Origin of the sequence: Micromonospora sp. NBC_01392 (assembly GCF_045040125.1) — a bacterium.
Classification (GTDB): domain Bacteria; phylum Actinomycetota; class Actinomycetes; order Mycobacteriales; family Micromonosporaceae; genus Micromonospora.
This window is the reverse complement of sequence record NZ_CP109549.1, coordinates 3,947,796-3,967,337: the sequence shown is the minus strand read 5'-3', so window position 1 is coordinate 3,967,337 and position 19,542 is coordinate 3,947,796. Positions and strand designations below refer to the sequence as shown.

22 protein-coding genes and 1 pseudogene are annotated in these 19,542 nt (G+C 73.0%); 11 read left to right on the top strand and 12 right to left on the bottom strand.

Going from position 1 to position 19,542, the window contains the following annotated elements:
- The first annotated feature begins 55 nt into the window (after positions 1–55).
- A complete protein-coding gene (locus tag OG767_RS17185; RefSeq protein WP_405089480.1) occupies positions 56–1,243 on the top strand; it encodes a chorismate-binding protein in 1,188 nt (395 codons plus the stop codon).
- Positions 1,244–1,261: 18 nt separating this feature from the next.
- Here the strand turns inward: OG767_RS17185 and pip are convergent, their stop codons facing one another.
- Positions 1,262–2,209: a prolyl aminopeptidase gene (pip, locus tag OG767_RS17180; protein WP_405089479.1), complete on the bottom strand. Its 948-nt coding sequence runs from the start codon at positions 2,207–2,209 to the stop codon at positions 1,262–1,264.
- A gap of 51 nt (positions 2,210–2,260) precedes the next feature.
- Here pip and OG767_RS17175 point away from each other — a divergent pair, with 51 nt between their 5' ends.
- Both OG767_RS17175 and def read left to right on the top strand, forming a co-directional pair.
- The gene (locus OG767_RS17175) at positions 2,261–2,770 is read left to right on the top strand and encodes a MarR family winged helix-turn-helix transcriptional regulator (protein ID WP_405089478.1); all 510 of its coding nucleotides are present in this window, start codon (positions 2,261–2,263) and stop codon (positions 2,768–2,770) included.
- Positions 2,771–2,780: 10 nt separating this feature from the next.
- Complete coding sequence (gene def, locus OG767_RS17170; protein ID WP_405089477.1) at positions 2,781–3,290, top strand: peptide deformylase; 510 nt, start codon at positions 2,781–2,783, stop codon at positions 3,288–3,290.
- Between the two features lie 15 nt (positions 3,291–3,305).
- Here the strand turns inward: def and OG767_RS17165 are convergent, their stop codons facing one another.
- Complete coding sequence (locus OG767_RS17165; protein WP_405089476.1) at positions 3,306–4,082, bottom strand: GNAT family N-acetyltransferase; 777 nt, start codon at positions 4,080–4,082, stop codon at positions 3,306–3,308.
- On the bottom strand, positions 4,082–4,858 hold the full coding sequence (locus tag OG767_RS17160; RefSeq protein ID WP_405089475.1) for a sulfite exporter TauE/SafE family protein: 777 nt from the start codon (positions 4,856–4,858) through the stop codon (positions 4,082–4,084). The genes OG767_RS17165 and OG767_RS17160 overlap by 1 nt, the downstream gene beginning before the upstream one ends.
- 174 nt (positions 4,859–5,032) lie before the next feature.
- Here OG767_RS17160 and OG767_RS17155 point away from each other — a divergent pair, with 174 nt between their 5' ends.
- Entirely contained in the window at positions 5,033–5,812 is a 780-nt protein-coding gene (locus OG767_RS17155) for an endonuclease/exonuclease/phosphatase family protein (protein WP_405089474.1), read from the top strand.
- 3 nt (positions 5,813–5,815) lie between these two features.
- Here the strand turns inward: OG767_RS17155 and OG767_RS17150 are convergent, their stop codons facing one another.
- From OG767_RS17150 to OG767_RS17140, 3 genes are all read right to left on the bottom strand, one after another.
- A complete protein-coding gene (locus OG767_RS17150) occupies positions 5,816–6,706 on the bottom strand; it encodes a bifunctional 5,10-methylenetetrahydrofolate dehydrogenase/5,10-methenyltetrahydrofolate cyclohydrolase (RefSeq protein WP_405089473.1) in 891 nt (296 codons plus the stop codon).
- A 92-nt stretch (positions 6,707–6,798) separates the two neighbouring features.
- Positions 6,799–7,824, bottom strand: coding sequence for a hypothetical protein (locus tag OG767_RS17145; protein WP_405089472.1), 1,026 nt, complete (start codon positions 7,822–7,824; stop codon positions 6,799–6,801).
- Positions 7,825–7,863: 39 nt separating this feature from the next.
- Complete coding sequence (locus tag OG767_RS17140; RefSeq protein WP_405089471.1) at positions 7,864–8,676, bottom strand: MerR family transcriptional regulator; 813 nt, start codon at positions 8,674–8,676, stop codon at positions 7,864–7,866.
- Positions 8,677–8,755: 79 nt separating this feature from the next.
- Here OG767_RS17140 and OG767_RS17135 point away from each other — a divergent pair, with 79 nt between their 5' ends.
- The 3 genes and pseudogenes from OG767_RS17135 to OG767_RS17125 form a co-directional block, all read left to right on the top strand.
- Positions 8,756–9,124, top strand: coding sequence for a nuclear transport factor 2 family protein (locus OG767_RS17135; protein ID WP_405089470.1), 369 nt, complete (start codon positions 8,756–8,758; stop codon positions 9,122–9,124).
- The gene (locus tag OG767_RS17130) at positions 9,121–9,456 is read left to right on the top strand and encodes an SDR family NAD(P)-dependent oxidoreductase (protein WP_405089469.1); all 336 of its coding nucleotides are present in this window, start codon (positions 9,121–9,123) and stop codon (positions 9,454–9,456) included. Before OG767_RS17135 ends, OG767_RS17130 begins: the two co-directional genes overlap by 4 nt.
- A 36-nt stretch (positions 9,457–9,492) precedes the next feature.
- Positions 9,493–9,600 (top strand): annotated as a pseudogene (locus OG767_RS17125) (short-chain dehydrogenase/reductase); the annotation flags it as partial.
- A 271-nt stretch (positions 9,601–9,871) separates the two neighbouring features.
- Here OG767_RS17125 and OG767_RS17120 read toward each other — a convergent pair.
- Positions 9,872–10,870 (bottom strand): tyrosine-type recombinase/integrase, encoded by a 999-nt coding sequence (locus tag OG767_RS17120; RefSeq protein WP_405089468.1) that lies wholly within the window; start codon positions 10,868–10,870, stop codon positions 9,872–9,874.
- Between the two features lie 98 nt (positions 10,871–10,968).
- Here OG767_RS17120 and OG767_RS17115 point away from each other — a divergent pair, with 98 nt between their 5' ends.
- The gene (locus OG767_RS17115; RefSeq protein ID WP_405089467.1) at positions 10,969–11,838 is read left to right on the top strand and encodes an aminoglycoside phosphotransferase family protein; all 870 of its coding nucleotides are present in this window, start codon (positions 10,969–10,971) and stop codon (positions 11,836–11,838) included.
- Positions 11,839–11,941: 103 nt separating this feature from the next.
- Here OG767_RS17115 and OG767_RS17110 read toward each other — a convergent pair whose 3' ends face one another.
- The 4 genes from OG767_RS17110 to pdxY all read right to left on the bottom strand — a co-directional run bounded on the left by OG767_RS17110 (position 11,942) and on the right by pdxY (position 16,167).
- The gene (locus tag OG767_RS17110; protein ID WP_405089466.1) at positions 11,942–14,302 is read right to left on the bottom strand and encodes an excinuclease ABC subunit UvrA; all 2,361 of its coding nucleotides are present in this window, start codon (positions 14,300–14,302) and stop codon (positions 11,942–11,944) included.
- An 86-nt stretch (positions 14,303–14,388) separates the two neighbouring features.
- The gene (locus OG767_RS17105; protein ID WP_405089465.1) at positions 14,389–14,802 is read right to left on the bottom strand and encodes a VOC family protein; all 414 of its coding nucleotides are present in this window, start codon (positions 14,800–14,802) and stop codon (positions 14,389–14,391) included.
- A gap of 19 nt (positions 14,803–14,821) precedes the next feature.
- Positions 14,822–15,274 carry a helix-turn-helix transcriptional regulator gene (locus OG767_RS17100; protein ID WP_405089464.1) on the bottom strand — a complete coding sequence of 151 codons (453 nt, stop codon included), beginning with the start codon at positions 15,272–15,274 and terminating at the stop codon, positions 14,822–14,824.
- Between the two features lie 41 nt (positions 15,275–15,315).
- Entirely contained in the window at positions 15,316–16,167 is an 852-nt protein-coding gene (gene pdxY, locus OG767_RS17095; protein ID WP_405089463.1) for a pyridoxal kinase PdxY, read from the bottom strand.
- 139 nt (positions 16,168–16,306) lie between these two features.
- On the opposite strand from pdxY, the gene OG767_RS17090 reads away from it, so the two are divergent.
- Positions 16,307–17,725, top strand: coding sequence for an OFA family MFS transporter (locus tag OG767_RS17090; protein WP_405089462.1), 1,419 nt, complete (start codon positions 16,307–16,309; stop codon positions 17,723–17,725).
- A complete protein-coding gene (locus OG767_RS17085) occupies positions 17,722–17,847 on the top strand; it encodes a hypothetical protein (RefSeq protein WP_405089461.1) in 126 nt (41 codons plus the stop codon). The genes OG767_RS17090 and OG767_RS17085 overlap by 4 nt, the downstream gene beginning before the upstream one ends.
- A gap of 43 nt (positions 17,848–17,890) precedes the next feature.
- Here the strand turns inward: OG767_RS17085 and OG767_RS17080 are convergent, their stop codons facing one another.
- On the bottom strand, positions 17,891–18,619 hold the full coding sequence (locus OG767_RS17080) for an SDR family oxidoreductase (protein ID WP_405089460.1): 729 nt from the start codon (positions 18,617–18,619) through the stop codon (positions 17,891–17,893).
- Positions 18,620–18,694: 75 nt separating this feature from the next.
- Between OG767_RS17080 and OG767_RS17075 the strand changes: the two genes are divergently transcribed.
- Positions 18,695–19,531: a patatin-like phospholipase family protein gene (locus OG767_RS17075; protein WP_405089459.1), complete on the top strand. Its 837-nt coding sequence runs from the start codon at positions 18,695–18,697 to the stop codon at positions 19,529–19,531.
- The last annotated feature ends 11 nt before the right edge of the window (positions 19,532–19,542 follow it).

Sequence of the window (19,542 nt, the reverse complement as noted above, 5' to 3'; positions counted from 1 at the left end):
AACCGTGCAACACCGAGCAAGGTCGCGGCTTGTTCACCCAGAATCGGCTGAACGGATGAGGCGGAACGGTCCAGACGGCGTGGAAGCGCTCCCACACGTGCCGGTCGCGGTGCCCGGCGCGCCGCCCGCCTGCCGGTCCCGGCTGGTCGAGACCGCCCGGTTGCAGTGGCGCCTCGGCGACGACGGCGACCCCACCGACCTGGCGCAACGCTTCCTCACCGCGCACGGCGTCGACGTCGACGACCTGTCGCGGCCCGGCCGGCACACCGCCGACGGACCGTGCGGGGCGGCGCTGTTCCTGTCCGCCGCCGCCGGCGCGTACGCCGTCGGCGCGCCGACCGGCGCGCCCACACCCGTGCCGGCGCTGCCCGACCTGGTCGTGGTCGTCTACCACCACGGCGACCGCCCGCACCGGCCACCGCCGCCGGCCGGCTGGCGGCTGGGGGACTGGCGCGACAGCTGGACCCCGGACGCGCACGCCGCCGCCGTCGAGTCGGTCCGCGCCGCCATCGCCCGCGGCGACGTCTACCAGGTCAACCTCGTCGGGCACGCCGCCGCCGACTACACCGGCGACCCGCGCCCCGCGCTGCGCCGCCTCGCCGCGCTGCCCGGCGCCCGCTACGGCGGCGCCCTCACCGGGCCCGGCTGGGCGCTGGGCTGCGCCTCCCCGGAGACGCTCGTCGCGACCGAACACGGCCGGCTGGTCACCCGCCCGATCAAGGGCACCCGCGCGGCCACCGCCGCCGGCCGCCGCGACCTGCTCGCCTCCGCCAAGGAACGCGCCGAACACATCATGATCGTCGACCTGGAACGCAACGACCTGGCCCGGGTGGCCCGCACCGGCTCCGTCCGGGTCGACGAGCTGTTCGCCGTACGCCGCTGGTGCGACCTGTGGCAGGCCGAGTCGACGGTCTCCGCGGCGCCCGCCGACGGCCTGGGCCTGGCCGACCTGCTGCGCGCGGTCTGCCCCGGCGGGTCGGTCACCGGCGCGCCGAAGCACGCCGCGCTCGCCCAGGTGGCCGCGCGGGAGCCGGTCGGGCGCGGCGCCGGCATGGGCGCGTTGGGCTGGGTCGGGCCGGACCGGCTCGACCTGGGCCTGACCATCCGCACCGCCGCCGCCGACGCCCACCGGCTGCACCTGTGGGCCGGCGGCGGCATCACCTGGGACAGCGACCCCGCCGCCGAGGTCGCCGAGGCCGCCGCGAAGGCCGCCCCGATCCGCGCGCTGCTGGCCGCCGGCTGACCGCCCGGCCCCAGGGCCTCAGGCGGCGGCGAACGCGTCCAGGGCGGCCACCACCCGCTCACCGATGCCGTGACCGCGGCCGTGCCCACCGGACTCGACGATCTCCATCCGGGCGTCCGGCCAGTCCCGGGTCAACCGCCACGCGATGTCCGGCGGGCCGCTGACGTCGAGACGGCCCTGCACGAGCACCCCGGGGATGCCGGCGAGCCGGCCGGCGTCGCGCAGCAACTGACCGTCCGGCACGAACCCCAGGTTCGCGAAGTGGTGGGTGACCAGCCGGGTGAACCCGTACCGGAACACCGGGTCGGCGTAGCGCAGGCTGGGCGCGTAACCGCCGGCGAGGGAGACGTGCACGTCCTCCCAGTCGCACCAGTCCCGCGCCGCCCGCTCCCGCACCGCCGGGTCGGGGTCGTTGACCAGCCGGGCGTACGCGGCGGCCAGGTCGCCGTCGCGGTCGGCCTCGGGCACCCCGTCGCGGAACCGCGCCCACTCCTGCGGGAACACCCGACCCATGTCCCGGGTCACCCACTCGATCTCGCGGCGGGTGTTGGCCACCACGCTGAACAGCACCAGCGCGGTGACCCGCCCCGGATGCGCCTGCGCGTACGCCAACGACAGCGCCGAGCCCCACGACGCGCCGCACAGCAGCCACCGCTGCACGCCCAGGTGCACGCGCAGCGCCTCCATGTCGGCCACCAGGTGCCCGGTGGTGTTCACCGACAGGTCGGTCGCCGGGTCGGCGGCCGACGGGGTGCTGCGCCCGCAGCCGCGCTGGTCGAACAGCACGACCCGGTAGGCGGCCGGGTCGAACAACCGCCGCCACGACGCGTCGGCGCCCGAGCCGGGACCGCCGTGCACCACCAGCGCCGGCCGGCCGGCCGGGTTGCCGCAGGTCTCCCAGTAGACGCGCTGGCCGTCGCCGACGTCCAGGTGCCCCGACGCGTACGGCTCGATCGGTGGATACATGTCCCAGGTCCTCCCCACACCGGAAACAACAGCGCTGTTACATTAACGGATGTGACCGCCCCCCACCGCGACGCCCTCGGCACCCTGCTCCGCCACGTCCTGGAACTGCTCGACGGCGACGTCGCCGCCGTCCACGACCGACTCGGCCTCACCGACTACCGGCCCCGCTACTCACCCCTGGTCCGCGCCCTGGTCACCGACGGACCACTACCCATCCGCGACCTCGCCGCCCGCGTCGGCGTCACCCACTCCGCCGCCAGCCAGACCGTCGCCGGCATGCGCCGCGCCGGCCTGGTCACCCTCACCCCCGGCGCCGACGCCCGCCACCGCATCGTCACCCTCACCGACCGCGCCCGCACACTGCTGCCCGCCGTCGAAGCCGAATGGGCCGCCACCACCGCCGCCATGCGCCACCTCGACACCGAACTGCCCGTACCCCTCGCCGACGAGCTGTACGCCGTGCTCACCGCCCTGCGCCACCGCCCGCTACGCGACCGCATCGCCGACACCGGCCTGCTCCCACCGGCGGGTGGGACCCCCGCACCGGTAAGCAACGGATAGCCTTCCGGGCATGACTATGCGCCCGATCCGGATCATCGGCGACCCCGTCCTGCGCACCCCCAGCGAACCCGTCACCACCTTCGACACCGAACTACGCGCCCTCGTCGCCGACCTGATGGACACCCTGCTCGGCGCCCCCGGCCGCGCCGGCGTCGCCGCCCCCCAGATCGGCGTCAACACCCAGGTCTTCGTCTACGACGCCGACGGCCACCGCGGCCACCTCATCAACCCCACCCTGGAACTGTCCGAAGACCTCCAGGACGACGACGAGGGCTGCCTGTCCATCCCCGGCCTCTACTTCCCGACCCCCCGCGCGCTGCACGCCACCGCCCACGGCTACGACCAGCACGGCGAACCCCTCACCATCACCGGCAGCGGCTTCCTCGCCCGCGCCCTGCAACACGAAACCGACCACCTGCGCGGCCGCCTCTACGTCGACACCCTGCGCGGCGACACCCGCCGCCGCGCGCTACGGGAGATCCGCGCCGGCCGCTTCGACTCACCCAGCCGAGGCCGCTGACACCCCAGCCCTCGGTCAGCCGGGCAACCGGGTCAACGCGCACTCGGTGAACCCCGCCACCTGAGTGAAACCCAACCGCTCGTACAACCGCACCGCCGCGACGTTGTCCACCCGCACGTTCAACGTCACATGATCCACCGACGCCCGCAGCCGCCCGCACAACGCCGCCACCACACCCGCGGCCAGACCACGCCCCCGCACCGCCGGATGCGTCGTCACGTTCCCCACCGCCGCCACCCGCCACCGCGGCGAGAACACGTGCACCCCCGCCACCGCCACCAACCGACCACCCGCACGCACCCCCACGTACTGACCGGTGTCCACCATCCGCGCGTCGAACCAGTTCCCCGGATACGCCACCGCGTACAACTCCCGCAACAACGGCAGATCCGCCCGCCCCAACGGCTCACCCACCGCCGGCACCGCCGCCAACCGCCCCGGATCCGTCAACGCCATCCGCACATGCGCCGCCGCGTCCGACACCGCGTACCACCGCGCCACCGTCGCCTCCAGACCGGGGGACAGGTGCGCCCACAACCGCGCCGGCAACACCGGCGCCGCCGCCACCAGCAACCCCGACAACGCCGCCACCCGATCCGGCGCCGCGAACGCCAACAACGTCGGCAACTCCACCCCGTGGTACAGCAACACCACCTCGTCACCCGACCGGAACCACGACGTGTACGGCCAGAAGAAATCGTCCAGATCACCCAACTGGTAGGCGTGCAACACCGGATCCCGACCCAACAACCCGGCCAGCACCGCCCGGTCGTGCTCCGCCCGCACCACCATCACCGCACCGCCACCCACTGGTCGTAACCCAACCGCGCCACCAACGCCAACACCACCACCAACAGCACCACCCGCACGAACCCGGCACCCCGCCGCAACGCCATCCGCGCGCCCACCACCGCCCCGGCCACGTTGCACACCGCCATCGCCGCCCCCAACAACCACCACACGTGCCCCGTCACCCCGAACACCACCAGCGCCCCCAGATTCGTGCCCGCGTTCACCACCTTCGCCATCGCCGACGCGTGCACGAAATCCGCACCCACCAACGCCGTGAACGCCAACACCAGGAACGTGCCCGTACCCGGACCGATCAACCCGTCGTACAACGCCACCCCCAACCCGGCCACCGCCACCGCCACCACCACCCGCCGCCGGGTCCGCCGCGACGGCGACGCCACCACCCCCAACCGCGGCCGGGTCAGCACGAACACCGCCACCGCCACCAACACCACCAACACCACCGGCCGGTACGCCCCCGCCGGCACCGCCCCCGCCAACGCCGCACCCAACCCCGCCGTCACCACCGCCAACCCCGCCGCCGGACCCGCCACCGCCCAGTCCAGCCTCGTCCGCCGCGCATACGTCACCGCCGCCGTCGACGTACCGAAGATCGCCGCCAACTTGTTCGTCCCCAACGCCGTCGCCACCGGCACCCCCGGCGCCGCCAGCAACAACGCCGGCAACAACAGCAACCCGCCGCCACCCACCACCGCGTCCACCCACCCGGCCAACGCGGCAGCGGCCAGCAACGTCACCAACGACCCGGCATCCACGGCCGCATTCTGCCCACCCCGCCACCACCCGCGAGCACCCCTGTGGCCAGCCTCACCGCCCCCGACGACGCCGCACCCACAACCCGACCGACGCCACCGCCACGAACACCAGCACCGAGCAACACAACAGCTTCACCATCCGACCAGACTGCCACCACCACGTAGGGTGTGCAGGTGCGCCTGGCCACCTTCAACCTGCTGCACGGCCGCTCCCTCACCGACGGGCTCGTCGACCCCGACCGACTCGCCGCCGCCGTCACCACCCTCGACGCCGACGTGCTCGCCCTCCAGGAAGTCGACCGCGACCAGACCCGCAGCGGCAAACTCGACCTCACCGCCCTCGCCGCCCACGCCCTGCACGCCGACCACCACCGCTTCGCCGCCGCCGTCGTCGGCACCCCCGGCGAACACTTCCGCCCCCTCACCCACGACGACGACGGCCACGGCGAACCCCTCTACGGCGTCGGCCTCATCAGCCGCCACCCCGTCCGCTCCTGGCAGGTCACCCGCCTACCCGCCGCACCCGTCCGCTCACCCATCTACATCCCCGGCCCCCGCGGCGGACTCGTCCTGCTCCGCGACGAACCCCGCGTCGTCCTCGCCGCCGTCCTCGACACCCCCCACGGCCCACTCACCGTCGCCGCCACCCACCTGTCCTTCGTCCCCGGCTGGAACATGTGGCAACTACGCCGCGTCGTGCGCGCCCTGCGCGCGCTGCCCGCCCCGCGCATCCTGCTCGGCGACCTCAACCTCCCCGCCGGCCCCGCCGCCGCGCTGTCCCGCTGGCGCCCCCTGGGCCGACGCCCCACCTACCCGGCCGGACAACCCCGCGTCCAACTCGACCACATCCTCGCCGACCCCCACCACCTCGACCGGCTCCCGCCCGTCACCGCCGTCGACACCCCACCCTCCACCGTCTCCGACCACCGCCCCCTCGTCGTCGACCTCGGCTGACCCTCACCCCACGCCGGTCTGCCGCTGGGCCGCGCGCACCGCGTTACGGAACAACATCGCCACCGTCGTCGGACCCACCCCACCCACCCGCGGCGTGATCGCACCCGCCACCCGCGCACACGACTCGTCCACATCCGGCAACAACCGCCGCCCCTCGTAGCGCACCCCACCACCGACCACCACCGCGCCCGGGCGCACATGCTCCGGCCGCACGATCCCCGGCACCCCCGCCGCCGCCACCAGAATCTCCGCCCGCCGCGTGTACCGAGGCCAGTCCGCCACCCCCGTGTGCACCACCGTCACCGCCGCGTTCGCCGTCGGCCGCTTCTGCGCCAACAACATCGCCAACGGCCGACCCAACGTCGCACCCCGACCCAGCACCACCACCTCCCGGCCCGACACCGGCACCTGATGGAACGCCAACAACGCCTCGATCCCCGCCGGCGTACACGGCAACGGCCCCGGCAACCCCAACGCCAACCGACCCATGTTCACCGGATGCATGCCGTCCACGTCCTTGTCCGGATCCACCTCGGCCAACGCCCGGTCGTAGTCCAGACCCCCCGGGATCGGATGCTGCACCAGCACCCCGTGCACCGCCGAGTCCGCGTTGAAATCCGCCAACACCGCGTGCAGATCCGCCTGTGACGCCGACGCCGGCAGGTGCACGTGCGGCGACGCGAACCCCAACGCCGCCGCCTGCCGCTGTTTGATCCGGATGTAACCCGCGCTCGCGTCGTCGTCACCCACCAGCACCGTCGCCAACGCCGGCGTCACCCCCACCGCACGCAGCTCCGCCACCGACGCGGCCACCTCACCCCACACCCGCTCGGCCACCGGCGCACCCGGCAACAACCGCGCCGACGAACCCGCAACCACCGAAGAAGAAGACATGCGGCACCTCGCCCGCGGAGGCCCAGGCGGTCGACCCCCACGACGAGCTCCCCGATGGTTCACCCATCCCCGTGCCGCCAGTCGCGTCCCCCTCACCCTGCCACAGCGCGCGCCACGATCGCATCCACCACCGACTGCCACCCCGGCAACGACGCCAACACCGCATCCGCGCGCCGCCGCCGATCCGCCGCCGACACCACCTGAAGATCCGCCAACACCGCCACCAACCCCGGCCGCAACGCCCGCTCCCGCTCCGGCGCCACCGCCCCCAACACCACCAGACACCGCGCGTACGTCACCACCACCCAGAACATCGCCTCCCGGTGCCGCCCCGCCGCCACCAACGCCGCCCCACCGTCGAACACCACCGGCCGCCCCGCCACCGCCAGATCCGCCCCGAACGCGAACCCCTCCCGCGGCAGCCGCGCCACCTCGTCGAACACCACCGCCAACCCGGCCAGATGCTCCCGCACCCGCCCCGCGCCCACCCCACCCCCGTCCACCGCCGCCAACAACTGCGGATACCGCCCACCGAACCCGTGCCCCGCCAACACCTCCGACGCCCGCACGTACCGCCGCCGCACCGTCGGATCCACCAACCCCGCCACCGCCGGCCACACCGCCACCAGCGACGTCGGGAACACCCACGCCAACACCTGCTCCGCGAGCGGCGCCCCCGCGTCCAACACCCGCAACCCGTCCTCGATCCGCCGCCGCACCCCCGCGCACCGCCGCCGCACCCACACCGGATCCGCGAACCCCGTCGCCACCCGTCGCCGCACCGCCGCCAACCGCCCCGACGGATCCGCGATCACCCCATCGGTACGGAACATCGGCGCGAACACCCACGACCCCAGCACGTCCTCCGGCTCACCCACCTCCGCCCAGGTGACCGAACTGACCTCCAACAACACCCCCCGATGGACGAACTTGCCCACCTTCACGCCGGGGGAGTCCCGCACCAGCAGCACGTCCACGTCCGACCACACCGGCAACTCCGCGTCGTCCGGCAACCCCACCGTCGAGCCACTGAACAACGCCCCCTCGACCGACGGATCCGCCCGCATCCGCTCCCGCACCCAGTCGACCGCCACCGCCCGCGCCGTATCCACCCGCATCCGGCCGATCCTGCCACCGCGACACCCGCCCCGACCGGGTCAAGCGGCGGAGAGACGGAAGACCGGCCAACCGATCTCCGTACGCCACCGCGCCGAAACCTCGGTGTCGCGCGGCCCCACCAGGTACGTCTCCCGGATCGGCCCGTCGACGGCCAGCGCGTGCCCGACCACCCACGCGCCGAGGCGCCCATAAGTCACGTCGATGTCATCGTGCGGCCCACGATGCACGGCAACCGCGAACTCGGCCGCCGGCAACTCGACGACCTCGATCCGCCCCGACGGGCGCGGACGACGAACCAGCCGATACACCACCACCTCACCGACGCCCCCGGTGAACAACTCGTTGGCGTACTCGCCGCCCGGCGGCCCGACCCGCTCACCCACCGGATACGCCGCGTCCAACTCCGCCATCGCCCCGTCGTACCAGGCCCCGGCCCTCGCCAACTCGACGCGCCCCCGCACCGCGGCGACGCCGCACCCGGACACCGACCGCACCTCGACGGCCAGATCACGATCCTCCGGCCCCAGCAGTCGGCGCAGCGCCGCGACCGCCCCACGGGTACGCTCCAACGCCTCCTCCAACCGCCGCAGGTGTCCCGCGACCAGGGCGGAACGCCGATCGGGGTCGTCCGTCGCCAGGATCGCCTTCACCTCGGCCAACGGCACGTCCAACTCCCGCAGCCGGTGGATCACCTGCGCCGCCGGGATCTGCTCGGTCCCGTAGTAGCGATAACCGGTGAACGGATCCACCGTCTCCGGCTCCAGCAGCCCCGCCTCGTGGTAACGACGCAACGTCCGCACACTCAGGTGGGTGACCGTCGCGAACTCCCCGATCGTCATGCCCCTGCGCATGCCACCCACTCTGCACCCTCCCCGCAGGGGAGACTCCATCGGTTGACCCTCTCCCGACGGGAGGCCCAATAATGGTCACATGACCGAAATCAACTGGAGTCAGGCAAAGGCCATCGAGCCGGGAGAACTACCCGAAACAATCACCCGGTACCTCACCGCGCACCAGGCACGGGACATCGACACGGCCATCGCGCTGTACGCGCCCGACGCCACGGTGACCGACGAGGGCCGCACCCACCACGGACCCGAACAGATCCGGGCCTGGCTGTCCCGATCGACCGACGAATACACCTACACCACCGAACTCACCGCCGCCGCCAAACTCCACGACCAGCACTACGACGCCGTGCACCACCTGGCCGGCAACTTCCCCGGCGGCACCGCCGACCTGCACTTCCGCTTCACCCTCCGCGACGGACTGATCGCCCGACTGGTGATCGAGCCGTGACCGCCCCCACCCCGGCGGCGAGAACCTGGTTCATCACCGGCGGCACCCCCGGCGGATTCGGGACGGCCTACGCCGAAGCCGCCCTCGAAACCGGCGACCGGGTGGTCCTGACCACCCGCCGCACCGAAGCGCTCCACGACTGGGCACACACCCACCGGGGCCGGGTCCTCGTCCTGCCGCTGGACGTGACCGACCCCGAGCAGGTACGCGCCGCGGTGGCGGCCGAGGAACGCTTCGGCGGGATCGACGTGCCGGTCGACAACGCCGGCCGCGCGCCCGCCGCTCCGGCTGGATCGTCACCATGTCCTCGGCGGCCGGCCTGCGCGCCGTGACCGGATTTCGGCTACTACAGCGCCGCCAAGCACGCGATCGAAGGAATCACCGACACGCTGCGCGACGAGGTGGCCGGACTCGGCATCCGCGTGCTGACCGTCGAACCCGGAGCCTTCCGCACCCACGCCTACGCCGGATTCGCCGACCAACCGATCCACGAGAGCATCGGCGACTACCGGCCGATGCTCGAACAGGTCCGCGCCACCATGATCGACCAGCATGGCACGCAACCCGGCGACCCGCGGCGCGGCGCCCGCGCCGTAATCGAGGCGATGCGCCAGGACCCGCCACCGCGCCGACTGGTCCTCGGCAGCGCCGCGTTCGACGGCGTCACCGCGACCCTCGAACACACCCTGGCCGACATCCGCGCCAACGAAACCTCACCCGCGGCGCCGACTTCCGGCCCGAGCCGCGCTAGAGACCCGACAACCCGGACAACGCCCGGTTCGTACGATTGGCCGCCACCGCCGCCCGCTGCTGACCCGCCGTCACCTCGATGTACGTCTGCGACGACGCCAACGACGCGTGCCCCAGCAACCGCATGATCTCCGCCGCGCCCGCCCCGTCCTCCGCCAACCGCGTCGCGAACGTGTGCCGCAACGCGTGCAACCGCGCCCCCCGGGGCACCCGGTCACCGATGCCCGCCCGCCGGTAACACGACTCCACCAGATACTGCAGACCACCCCGACGCAACGGCTCACCCGCCCGATCCACCAGCAACGGCCCGTCCGGCCGCACGCTGCGCCCACCGAAACGCAACCGCCGGCTCTCCAGGTAGCAGGCCAGCACCCGGTCCACGCCCACCTCGATCGGCACCGTCCGCGGCCGCCCACCCTTGCCCGCCACATCCACGCGCCGCTCACCGTCGCGCCCGACCACCGACGACACCCGCAGCGCCAGCAGCTCCGACAGGCGCAACCCGGCGCACAGCGCCAGCGCGAGCACCGCCAGGTCCCGCTCCGGCCACGGGTCGCGCTGCCGGCCGTCCGCCCGCGCCACCGCCGCCAGCAGCTCCTCCGGGGTGTCCTCGCCACGCAGCGGCTTGGGGCGGGGGAGCGGCGGGCGGGGCCGCCCCACCGCCGGCATCGGATTTCCGGGTACGACGCCCTCGGCCACCAGGAACGTGAAGAAGCTGTTCCAGGTGGACCAGGCACGGTGGACGGAGGCGGCGGCGCGGGGAGCGGCGAAGCGGGCGAACGCCGCGCGCATCACCCGGGGGGAGAGGTCACTGATCGGCAGCCGGCCCGGGGGGAGGGGAGCGGCGTCGCCACCCTCCGCCGTGACCAGCGCCGCCACCGCGTTCAGGTCCCGCCGGTACGCCGCCAGGGTGTGCGGAGAGGGCTTGCGGGTGGCCCGGGCGGTCAGGAACTCCTCGATCAACGCCCCTACCGTTTCGTCCGCTTTGTCATGCATAAGGGATATTATGCATGATTCTCGCGTTCCCGCCAGGTCGCCACTCCGGGGGAGCGCACCGACGAAAAACGATTGCCGCACCCCGCAGACTGGACCGCATGGTGGAGATCGACGCCGCACTGGTCCGCGCCCTGGTCGCCGCGCAGTTCCCACAGTGGGCGCACCTGCCGGTCACCGCCGTCGCGCGCCAGGGGTGGGACAACCGGACGTTCCGCCTCGGCGAGCACCTGCTGGCCCGGCTGCCGAGCGCCGAGGGCTACGTGCCCGGCGTCGCCAAGGAGGACCGCTGGCTGCCCGTCCTGGCCCGCCACCTGCCGCTGCCCGTGCCCGAACCGGTCGCCACCGGGGCGCCCGGCGCCGGCTACCCGTACCCCTGGTCGGTGCGCCGGTGGCTGCCCGGCGAGACCCTGGCGGCCGCCCGCGACCGCGACCGCGCCGCCGTGGCGCGTGACCTCGGCGACCTACTGGCCGCGCTGCGCCAAGTCCCGACCGCCGGCGGGCCGGCCGCCGGCCGGCACTCCGCGTTCCGGGGCTGCCACCCGAGCGTCTACGGCGACGAGGTCGAGCACGCCCTGGACGTGCTGGGCGACCGGGTAGACGCCGCCGCCTGCCGGGCCGTGTGGGCGCGAGCGCTGACGACGGCCTGGCCGGGAGCGCCGGTGTGGTGCCACGGCGACGTCTCCGCCGGGAACCTGCTCGTCGTGGACGGGCGTCTCACCGCGGTGATCGACTTCGGGCAGTGCGGTGTCGGTGACCCGGCCTGCGATCTGGTGCCGGCGTGGACGTGGTGCGTCGGCGCCGAGCGCGCGGTTCTCCGGGAGGCGACCGGGTTGCCGGCCGACGCGTGGCGGCGGGCGCGCGGCTGGGCGTTGTGGAAGGCGCTGGTGACGCTCGCGTCCGGGTCGGGGGCGCAGGAGGAGCAGGCGCGGGTGTTGGCGGCGGTGTTGGCGGACCCGGTGGCGGAGTGACGGGGGACCCCGACTCCGCCTTACTTGACATAATGTAGATTATCGAACCGTCTGGTCGGGGCGGCGGTGTCGGTGCCGGACACCGCCGCCCCGGGTTCGCGGGTCAGGCCCCGACGTAGGCGGCGAGGTGTTCGCCGGTGCGGGTGGATCGCGTGGTCACCAGGTCGGCCGGGGTGCCCTCGAAGACGATGCGACCGCCGTCGTGGCCGGCGCCCGGGCCGAGGTCGATGATCCAGTCGGCGTGTGCCATGACCGCTTGGTGGTGTTCGATGACGATGACCGACTTGCCGGATTCGACCAGCCGGTCGAGCAGGCCGAGCAGTTGGGCGACGTCGGCCAGGTGCAGGCCGGTGGTCGGTTCGTCGAGGACGTAGACGCCGCCCCTGTCCCCCATCCGGGTGGCCAGCTTGATCCGCTGCCGCTCCCCTCCGGACAGCGTGGTCAGTGGTTGACCGAGCGTGAGGTAGCCGAGCCCGACGTCGGCGAGCCGGTCGAGGATGGCGTGGGCGGCCGGGAGGCGGGCGTCGCCGGCGCCGAAGAACTTCTCGGCCTCGTTGACCGGCATGGCGAGGACCTCGCTGATGTCGCGACCGCCGAGGTGGTAGTCGAGCACGGCGGCTTGGAAGCGCTTGCCTTCGCAGTCCTCGCAGGTGCTGGCGACGCCGGCCATCATGCCGAGGTCGGTGTAGATGACGCCGGCGCCGTTGCAGGTGGGGCAGGCACCTTCGGAGTTGGCGCTGAACAGGGCGGGTTTGACGCCGTTGGCCTTGGCGAAGGCCTTGCGGATGGGGTCGAGCAGGCCGGTGTAGGTGGCCGGGTTGCTGCGGCGGGAGCCGCGGATGGCGCTCTGGTCGATGCTGACGACGTCGTCGCGCCCGGCCAGGGAGCCGTGGATGAGGCTGCTCTTGCCGGAGCCGGCGACGCCGGTGACGACGACCAGCACGCCGAGGGGGATGTCGACGTCGACGTCGCGCAGGTTGTGGGTGGCGGCGCCGCGGATGGGCAGGGCGCCGGTGGGGGTACGGATGGTGTCCTTCAGGGTGGCGCGGTCGTCGAGGTGGCGGCCGGTGACGGTGGCGCTGGCGCGCAGGCCGGCGACGGTGCCTTCGTAGCAGATGGTGCCGCCGTCGGTGCCGGCGCCGGGGCCGAGGTCGACGACGTGGTCGGCGATGGCGATGGTTTCCGGTTTGTGTTCGACGACCAGGACGGTGTTGCCCTTGTCGCGCAGGCGGAGCAGGAGGTTGTTCATCCGGGCGATGTCGTGCGGGTGCAGGCCGATGGTGGGTTCGTCGAAGACGTAGGTGACGTCGGTGAGGGATGAGCCGAGGTGGCGGATCATCTTGGTGCGTTGGGCCTCGCCGCCGGAGAGGGTGCCGGCGGGGCGGTTGAGGCTGAGGTAGCCGAGGCCGATCTCGACGAAGGAGTCGAGGGTGTCCCCCAGTGCGGTGAGCAGCGGGGCGACGGAGGGTTCGTGCAGGTCGCGGACCCAGGTGGCGAGGTCGCTGATCTGCATGGCGCAGGCGTCGGCGATGGAGATGCCGTTGATCTTCGAGGAGCGGGCTTCGGGGGCCAGGCGGGTGCCGTCGCAGTCGGGGCAGGTGGTGAATGTGACGGCGCGTTCGACGAAGGCGCGGATGTGGGGCTGCATGGCGTCGACGTCCTTGGCGAGCATCGACTTCTGAATGGCGGGGATGAGGCCGGTGTAGGTGACGTTGATGCCTTCGACCTTGATTTTGGTGGGTTCCTTGTGGAGCAGGTCGTGGCGTTCGCGGTCGGTGTAGTCGCGCAGGGGTTTGTCGGGGTCGAACATGCCGCTGGCGCGGAAGATGCGGCCGTACCAGCCGTCCATGCTGTAGCCGGGGATGGTGATGGCGCCCTCGTTGAGGGTGCGGTCGGCGTCGTAGAGGACGGTGAGGTCGAAGTCGGTGACGCTGCCGCGGCCTTCGCAGCGGGGGCACATGCCGCCGAGGCGGTGGAAGGTGCCCTTCTTGGTCTGGGTCTTGTCGGGGCCGCGGTCGACGGTGATGGCGCCGGTGGCGCGGACGGAGGGGACGTTGAAGGAGTAGGCGTTGGGTGGGCCGATGTGGGGTTGGCCGAGGCGGCTGAAGAGGATGCGGAGCATGGCGTTGGCGTCGGTGGCGGTGCCGACGGTGGAGCGGGGGTCGGTGCCCATGCGTTCCTGGTCGACGATGATGGCGGTGGTGAGGCCTTCGAGGATGTCGACGTCGGGGCGGGACAGGGTGGGCATGAAGCCTTGGACGAAGGCGCTGTAGGTCTCGTTGATGAGGCGTTGGGATTCGGCGGCGATGGTGCCGAAGACCAGGCTGCTCTTGCCGGAGCCGGAGACGCCGGTGAAGACGGTGAGGCGGCGTTTGGGCAACTCGACGTCGACGTTGCGGAGGTTGTTCTCGCGGGCGCCGTGGACGCGGATGACGTCGTGGCTGTCGGCGTGGGCCTGGGGCATGGGTCTCCGTCCGGTTGGTGCGGTGTCGGGGCCGGCCGGTGTGCGGCGCGCCGGCCGGCGTACATAGTACGGTACGTCGCGTCGGGTCAGCGTCGTTGGTTGATGCGGATGAGGTTGCCGGTGGGGTCGCGGAAGGCGCAGTCGCGGACGCCGTAGGGCTGTTCGGTGGGTTCCTGGACGACGTCGGCGCCGCTGGCCTGGAGGCGGTCGAAGAGTGTGTCGAGGTCGTCGGTGGCGAGGGTGAGCGCGCCGTAGGTGCCCTTGGCGATGAGTTCGAGGACGGTGCGGCGTTCGTCGTCGGTGATGCCGGGGTCGACCGCCGGGGGGTGCAGGACGATGCCGGTCTCGGGCTGTCCGGGTGGGCCGACGGTGAGCCAGCGCATGGTGTTGCCCTGGCCGACGTCGTTGCGCAGGTCGAAGCCGAGGGTGTCGCGGTAGAAGGCGAGGGCGGCGTCGGCGTCGGTGTGGGGCAGGAAGGCGTAGTGGATCGTGACGGTCATGGTGGTCACGCTAGTTCGGTCAGGTGGCGGGGGCTTCTCGATTCCTGATCGGTCGGGTGGCGTGTTTGGTGAGGCACGGGGGTGGTTCGGGGGTGCCGGGCGCGTGGCGGGCGCGGTAGGCGCTGGGGGGTTCGCCGACGAGTTCGGTGAAGCGGGTGCTGAAGGTGCCGAGGGACTGGCAGCCGACGGCGAAGCAGACGTTGGTGACGCTGAGGTCGCCGCGGCGCAGCAGGGCCATGGCGCGTTCGATGCGGCGGGTCATGAGGTAGGAGTACGGGGTTTCGCCGTAGGTCTGGCGGAACTGGCGGCTGAGGTGGCCGGCGGACATGTGTTCGCCGCGGGCGAGGGCTTCGACGTCGAGGGGTTGGGCGTGTTCGCGGTCGATGCGGTCGCGGATGCGGCGTAGGCGGGCGAGGTCGCGTAGGCGGTGGGCGAAGGCGGGGTCGTCGGTGGCCGGGTGGTGGGTTGGCACGTGTGGCATTTTCGCTGGTCGGGGCGGGGGCGTCCAGGTGTTCAGCGCAGTCGGCGGGCGGTGAAGCGGGTGGGTGGGTCGGCGATGGCGTCCTGGGCGGCGACGAGTTGGAGTTCGCGGGTGCCGGCGGCGAGGGTGGCGTCGAGGACCGCGTAGATGGAGTTGGTGGTGCGTTCCAGCGCGGTCGCGGGTGATCCGGTGGTGGCGAGGTGGGCCAGGTAGAGGGCGGCGGTGACGTCGCCGCCGCCGTTGGGGCTGATCGGCAGCAGCGGGGTGGTGACGGCCCAGGCGCCGTCGGTGGAGACGGCGACGACGTCGAGGTGGTCGGTGGGCAGGTCACCGTGCAGGACGCTGGTGACCAGGACGTGGTCGGGGCCGGTGGCGCGGACGGCGTCGACGGCGGTGAGCAGGTCGTCGAGGGTGTCGGTGCGGCGGCCGGCGAGGAACTCCAGCTCGAACTGGTTGGGGGTGACGATGTCGGCGCGGGGCACGACGGTGTCGCGCAGGTATTCGGGGATGCCGGGGCGGACGAACATGCCGCGGCCGACGTCGCCCATGACCGGGTCGCAGCAGTAGAGGGCGGCCGGGTTGGCGGCTTTGACCTGGGCGACGGCGTCGAGGATGACGGCGCCGACGGCGGGGTCGCCCTGGTAGCCGGAGAGGACGGCGTCGGCGGTGCCGAGCACGCCGCGTTCGGCGATGCCGGTGATGACGTCGGCGACGTCGGTGGGGGCGAGCAGGGGGCCGCGCCAGGCGCCGTAGCCGGTGTGGTTGGAGAAGTGCACGGTCAGTACCGGCCAGACCTCGTGGCGGAGGCGTTGCAGGGGGAACACGGCGGCGGAGTTGCCGACGTGGCCGTAGGCGACCGAGGACTGGATGGACAGGATCTTCACTTGTTCATCGTCGCATCCGGGTCGGCTGGTGACCGTTCGGCTCAGGGTTTCGACCGTCGGGCGCGTGGTGGGTTTGGGCGCAGCGTGCGGTGGGGGCATGAAGCGAGGGGTTCTCGCCATCTGGACGGAGGAAGCACTGATGCTTTCCGCACTCGATCGTCGGCACACCGTCGCGCCGCCGGGGTACAGCCGGTGGTTGATCCCGCCGGCGGCGTTGGCGATCCATCTCTGCATCGGGCAGGTCTACGCGACGAGCGTGTACAAGAACTCCCTGATCGCGCACTTCGACTCGGGGCAGACGGCGATCGGCGTGATCTTCAGCATCGCGATCGTGATGTTGGGGTTGTCGGCCGCGGTGGCCGGTACGTGGGTGGAGGCGAACGGGCCGCGGAAGGCGATGTTCGTCTCGGCGTGCTTCTGGGCGGCGGGTTTCCTGGTGGGTGCGCTGGGCATCGCGTCGTCGCAGTTGTGGCTGCTGTATCTGGGGTACGGGGTGCTGGGCGGGATCGGGTTGGGGATCGGGTACATCTCCCCCGTCTCCACGTTGATCAAGTGGTTCCCGGACCGGCCGGGGCTGGCCACCGGGTTGGCGATCATGGGGTTCGGTGGTGGGGCGATGGTGGCCTCTCCCCTGTCCCGGCAGTTGTTGTCGTTGTTCGACCCGGGGTACGACCCGTCGAACAGCGGGTCGACGGCGTCGGGGTCGGCGCTGGTGTGGTTGTTCGTCACGCTCGGCGTCGGCTACTTCGTGATCATGATGTTCGGGGTGTTCAACGTGCGGGTGCCGGCGGCGGACTGGCGGCCGGCCGGGTTCGACCCGGCGGAGGTGGCGGCGAAGCCGATGGTGACCACCGCGAACGTGTCGGCGGCGAACGCGGTGAAGACGCGGTCGTTCTGGCTGCTGTGGGTGGTGCTGTTCTGCAACGTGACGGCGGGCATCGGCATCCTGGAGCAGGCCAGCCCGATGATCCAGGACTTCTTCCGGGACAACGGCACGTCGGCGGTGTCGGTGGCGGCGGCCGGCGGGTTCGTGGGGCTGCTGTCGCTGTTCAACATGGCGGGCCGGTTCGTCTGGTCGTCGACGTCGGACGTGATCGGCCGTAAGCCGATCTACGTGGTGTATCTGGGTGTGGGCCTGGTGCTGTACCTGGTGCTGGCGTTGGTCGGGCAGAGCGCGACGGCGTTGTTCGTGCTGCTGGCCTGCGTGATCCTGTCGTTCTACGGCGGCGGGTTCGCGACCGCGCCGGCGTATCTGCGGGATCTGTTCGGCACGTTCGAGGTGGGCGCGATCCACGGTCGGCTGTTGACCGCGTGGTCGGCGGCGGGGGTGGCCGGCCCGCTGATCGTCAACGCGTTCCTGGACGCGCAGGGCGAGCCGGGCTCGTTGACCGCGTCGGCGTACCGGCCGGCGTTGTTCACGATGGTCGGGGTGCTGGCGGTGGGGCTGGTGGCGAACCTGCTGATCCGGCCGGTGCCGCGGCGGTTCCACGAGCCGGCGTCGGGCCGGGACGAGATGGCGGACGGGCAGCCGGTGACGGCGGAGCGGAGCGGGTCGTGAACGAGCGCAGCGGTGGCGGGCAGCAGATCCGTCTGGTGGTGTCGTGGCTGGTGGTGGCCGCGCTGTTGGGCTACGGCGTGGTGCAGACGCTGATCACGGCGGCGAAGTTGTTCACGCAGTGACGCGTGGCGGCGGCCCGGGGCAGACCCCGGGCCGCCGCGCCGGTCAGAGGCCGCCGGCGACGCGCAGGACCGCGCCGGTGGTGTACGAGGCGTCGGGGCCGAGCAGGTGGACGATCGCGCCGGCCACCTCGTCGGGTTCGCCGGCGCGGCCCAGCGGGATGCGGCCGGCGGCGCGCTCGGGGCGGTCCGGTACGCCGGAGCGGGCGTGGATGTCGGTGCGGATGATGCCGGGGGCGACCGCGTTGACGCGGATGCCGCGCGGGGCGAGTTCCTTGGCCAGGCCGACGGTGAGGGTGTCGGTGGCGGCCTTGACGGCGGCGTAGTGGATGTACTCGCCGGGGCTGCCGAGGGTGGCGGCGGCGGAGGACACGTTGACGATGGCGCCGCCGGCGCTCATCCGGCGGGCGGCCTGCTGGGCGCAGAGGACGTAGCCGATCAGGTTGACGTCGACGACGTCGCGCAGGTCCTCGGCGCGCAGGTCGGTGAAGGGGCCGATGGGGCTGGTGACGCCGGCGTTGTTGACCAGGCCGGTGAGCGGGCCGAGCTGGTCGGCGGCGGCGAAGAGCCGGCGTACCGCGTCGGGGTCGGTGGTGTCGGCGGCGACGGTGACGGCGCGTCGGCCGGCGGCGCGCACGTCGGCGGCGACGGTCGCGGCGGCGTCGTGGTCGGCGCGGTAGCCGATGACCAGGTCGTGGCCGGCGGCGGCGAGCCGGCGGGCGGTGGCGGCGCCGATGCCGCGTCCACCGCCGGTGACGATGGTGATCGAGGTCAATGCGTCCTCCCCTGCCCTGCTGGTGGGGGCGACGTTACCGTGGGCGGCACCGGCGGCGACGGAGAGGACTGTCACATGGGGCGGGCGTTGGTGCTGGGCGGCGGCGGGGTGACCGGGGTGGCCTGGGAGTTGGGGCTGTTGGCCGGGCTGGCCGAACGGGGTGTGTCGCTGGAGGACGCGGATCTGGTGGTGGGCACGTCGGCGGGTTCGGTGGTCGGGGCGCAGGTGTGTTGCGGGGTGCCGCCGGCGCAGCGGTACGCGGCGCAGTTGCGGCCGCCGGGTGACGAGGTGCCGGCCCGGCTCGGGTGGGGGGTGCTGGCCCGGTGGGCGTGGGCCGGCGGTCGGGGGCAGGACGCGGCGCGGGCCCGCGCGCGGGTGGGCGCGGTGGCGTTGGCGGCGCGTACCCCGTCGGAGGAGTCGCGGCGGGCGGTGATCGCGGCGCGGTTGCCGGCGCGGCAGTGGCCGGCGCGGCGGCTGCTGGTGACCGCCGTCGACGCGGTGTCGGGTGAGTTCGTGGTGTTCGACGCCGGCAGCGGGGTGTCGCTGGTCGACGCGGTGGGGGCCAGTTGCGCGGTGCCGGGGGTGTGGCCGCCGGTGACGGTCGGGGGTCGGCGGTTCGTCGACGGTGGGGTGCGGTCGCCGGTGAACGCGGACCTGGCCGCCGGGGCGCGGCGGGTGGTGGTGTTGGCGCCGACGAGCGCCGCGGTGGGGCCGATGCCGCGGGTGTCGGCGCAGGTGGCGGCGCTGCGGGCGGCGGGGGCGCGGGTGGCGGTGGTGGCGCCGGACCGGGCGGCGCGGGCGGCGATCGGGCGGAACGTGCTGGACCCGGCGCGGCGGGCGGCGTCGGCGCGGGCGGGGTTCGCGCAGGCCGGGGCGGTGGCCGGCGAGGTGGCGGGGGTGTGGCGCGCCTAGGCTCACCGCAT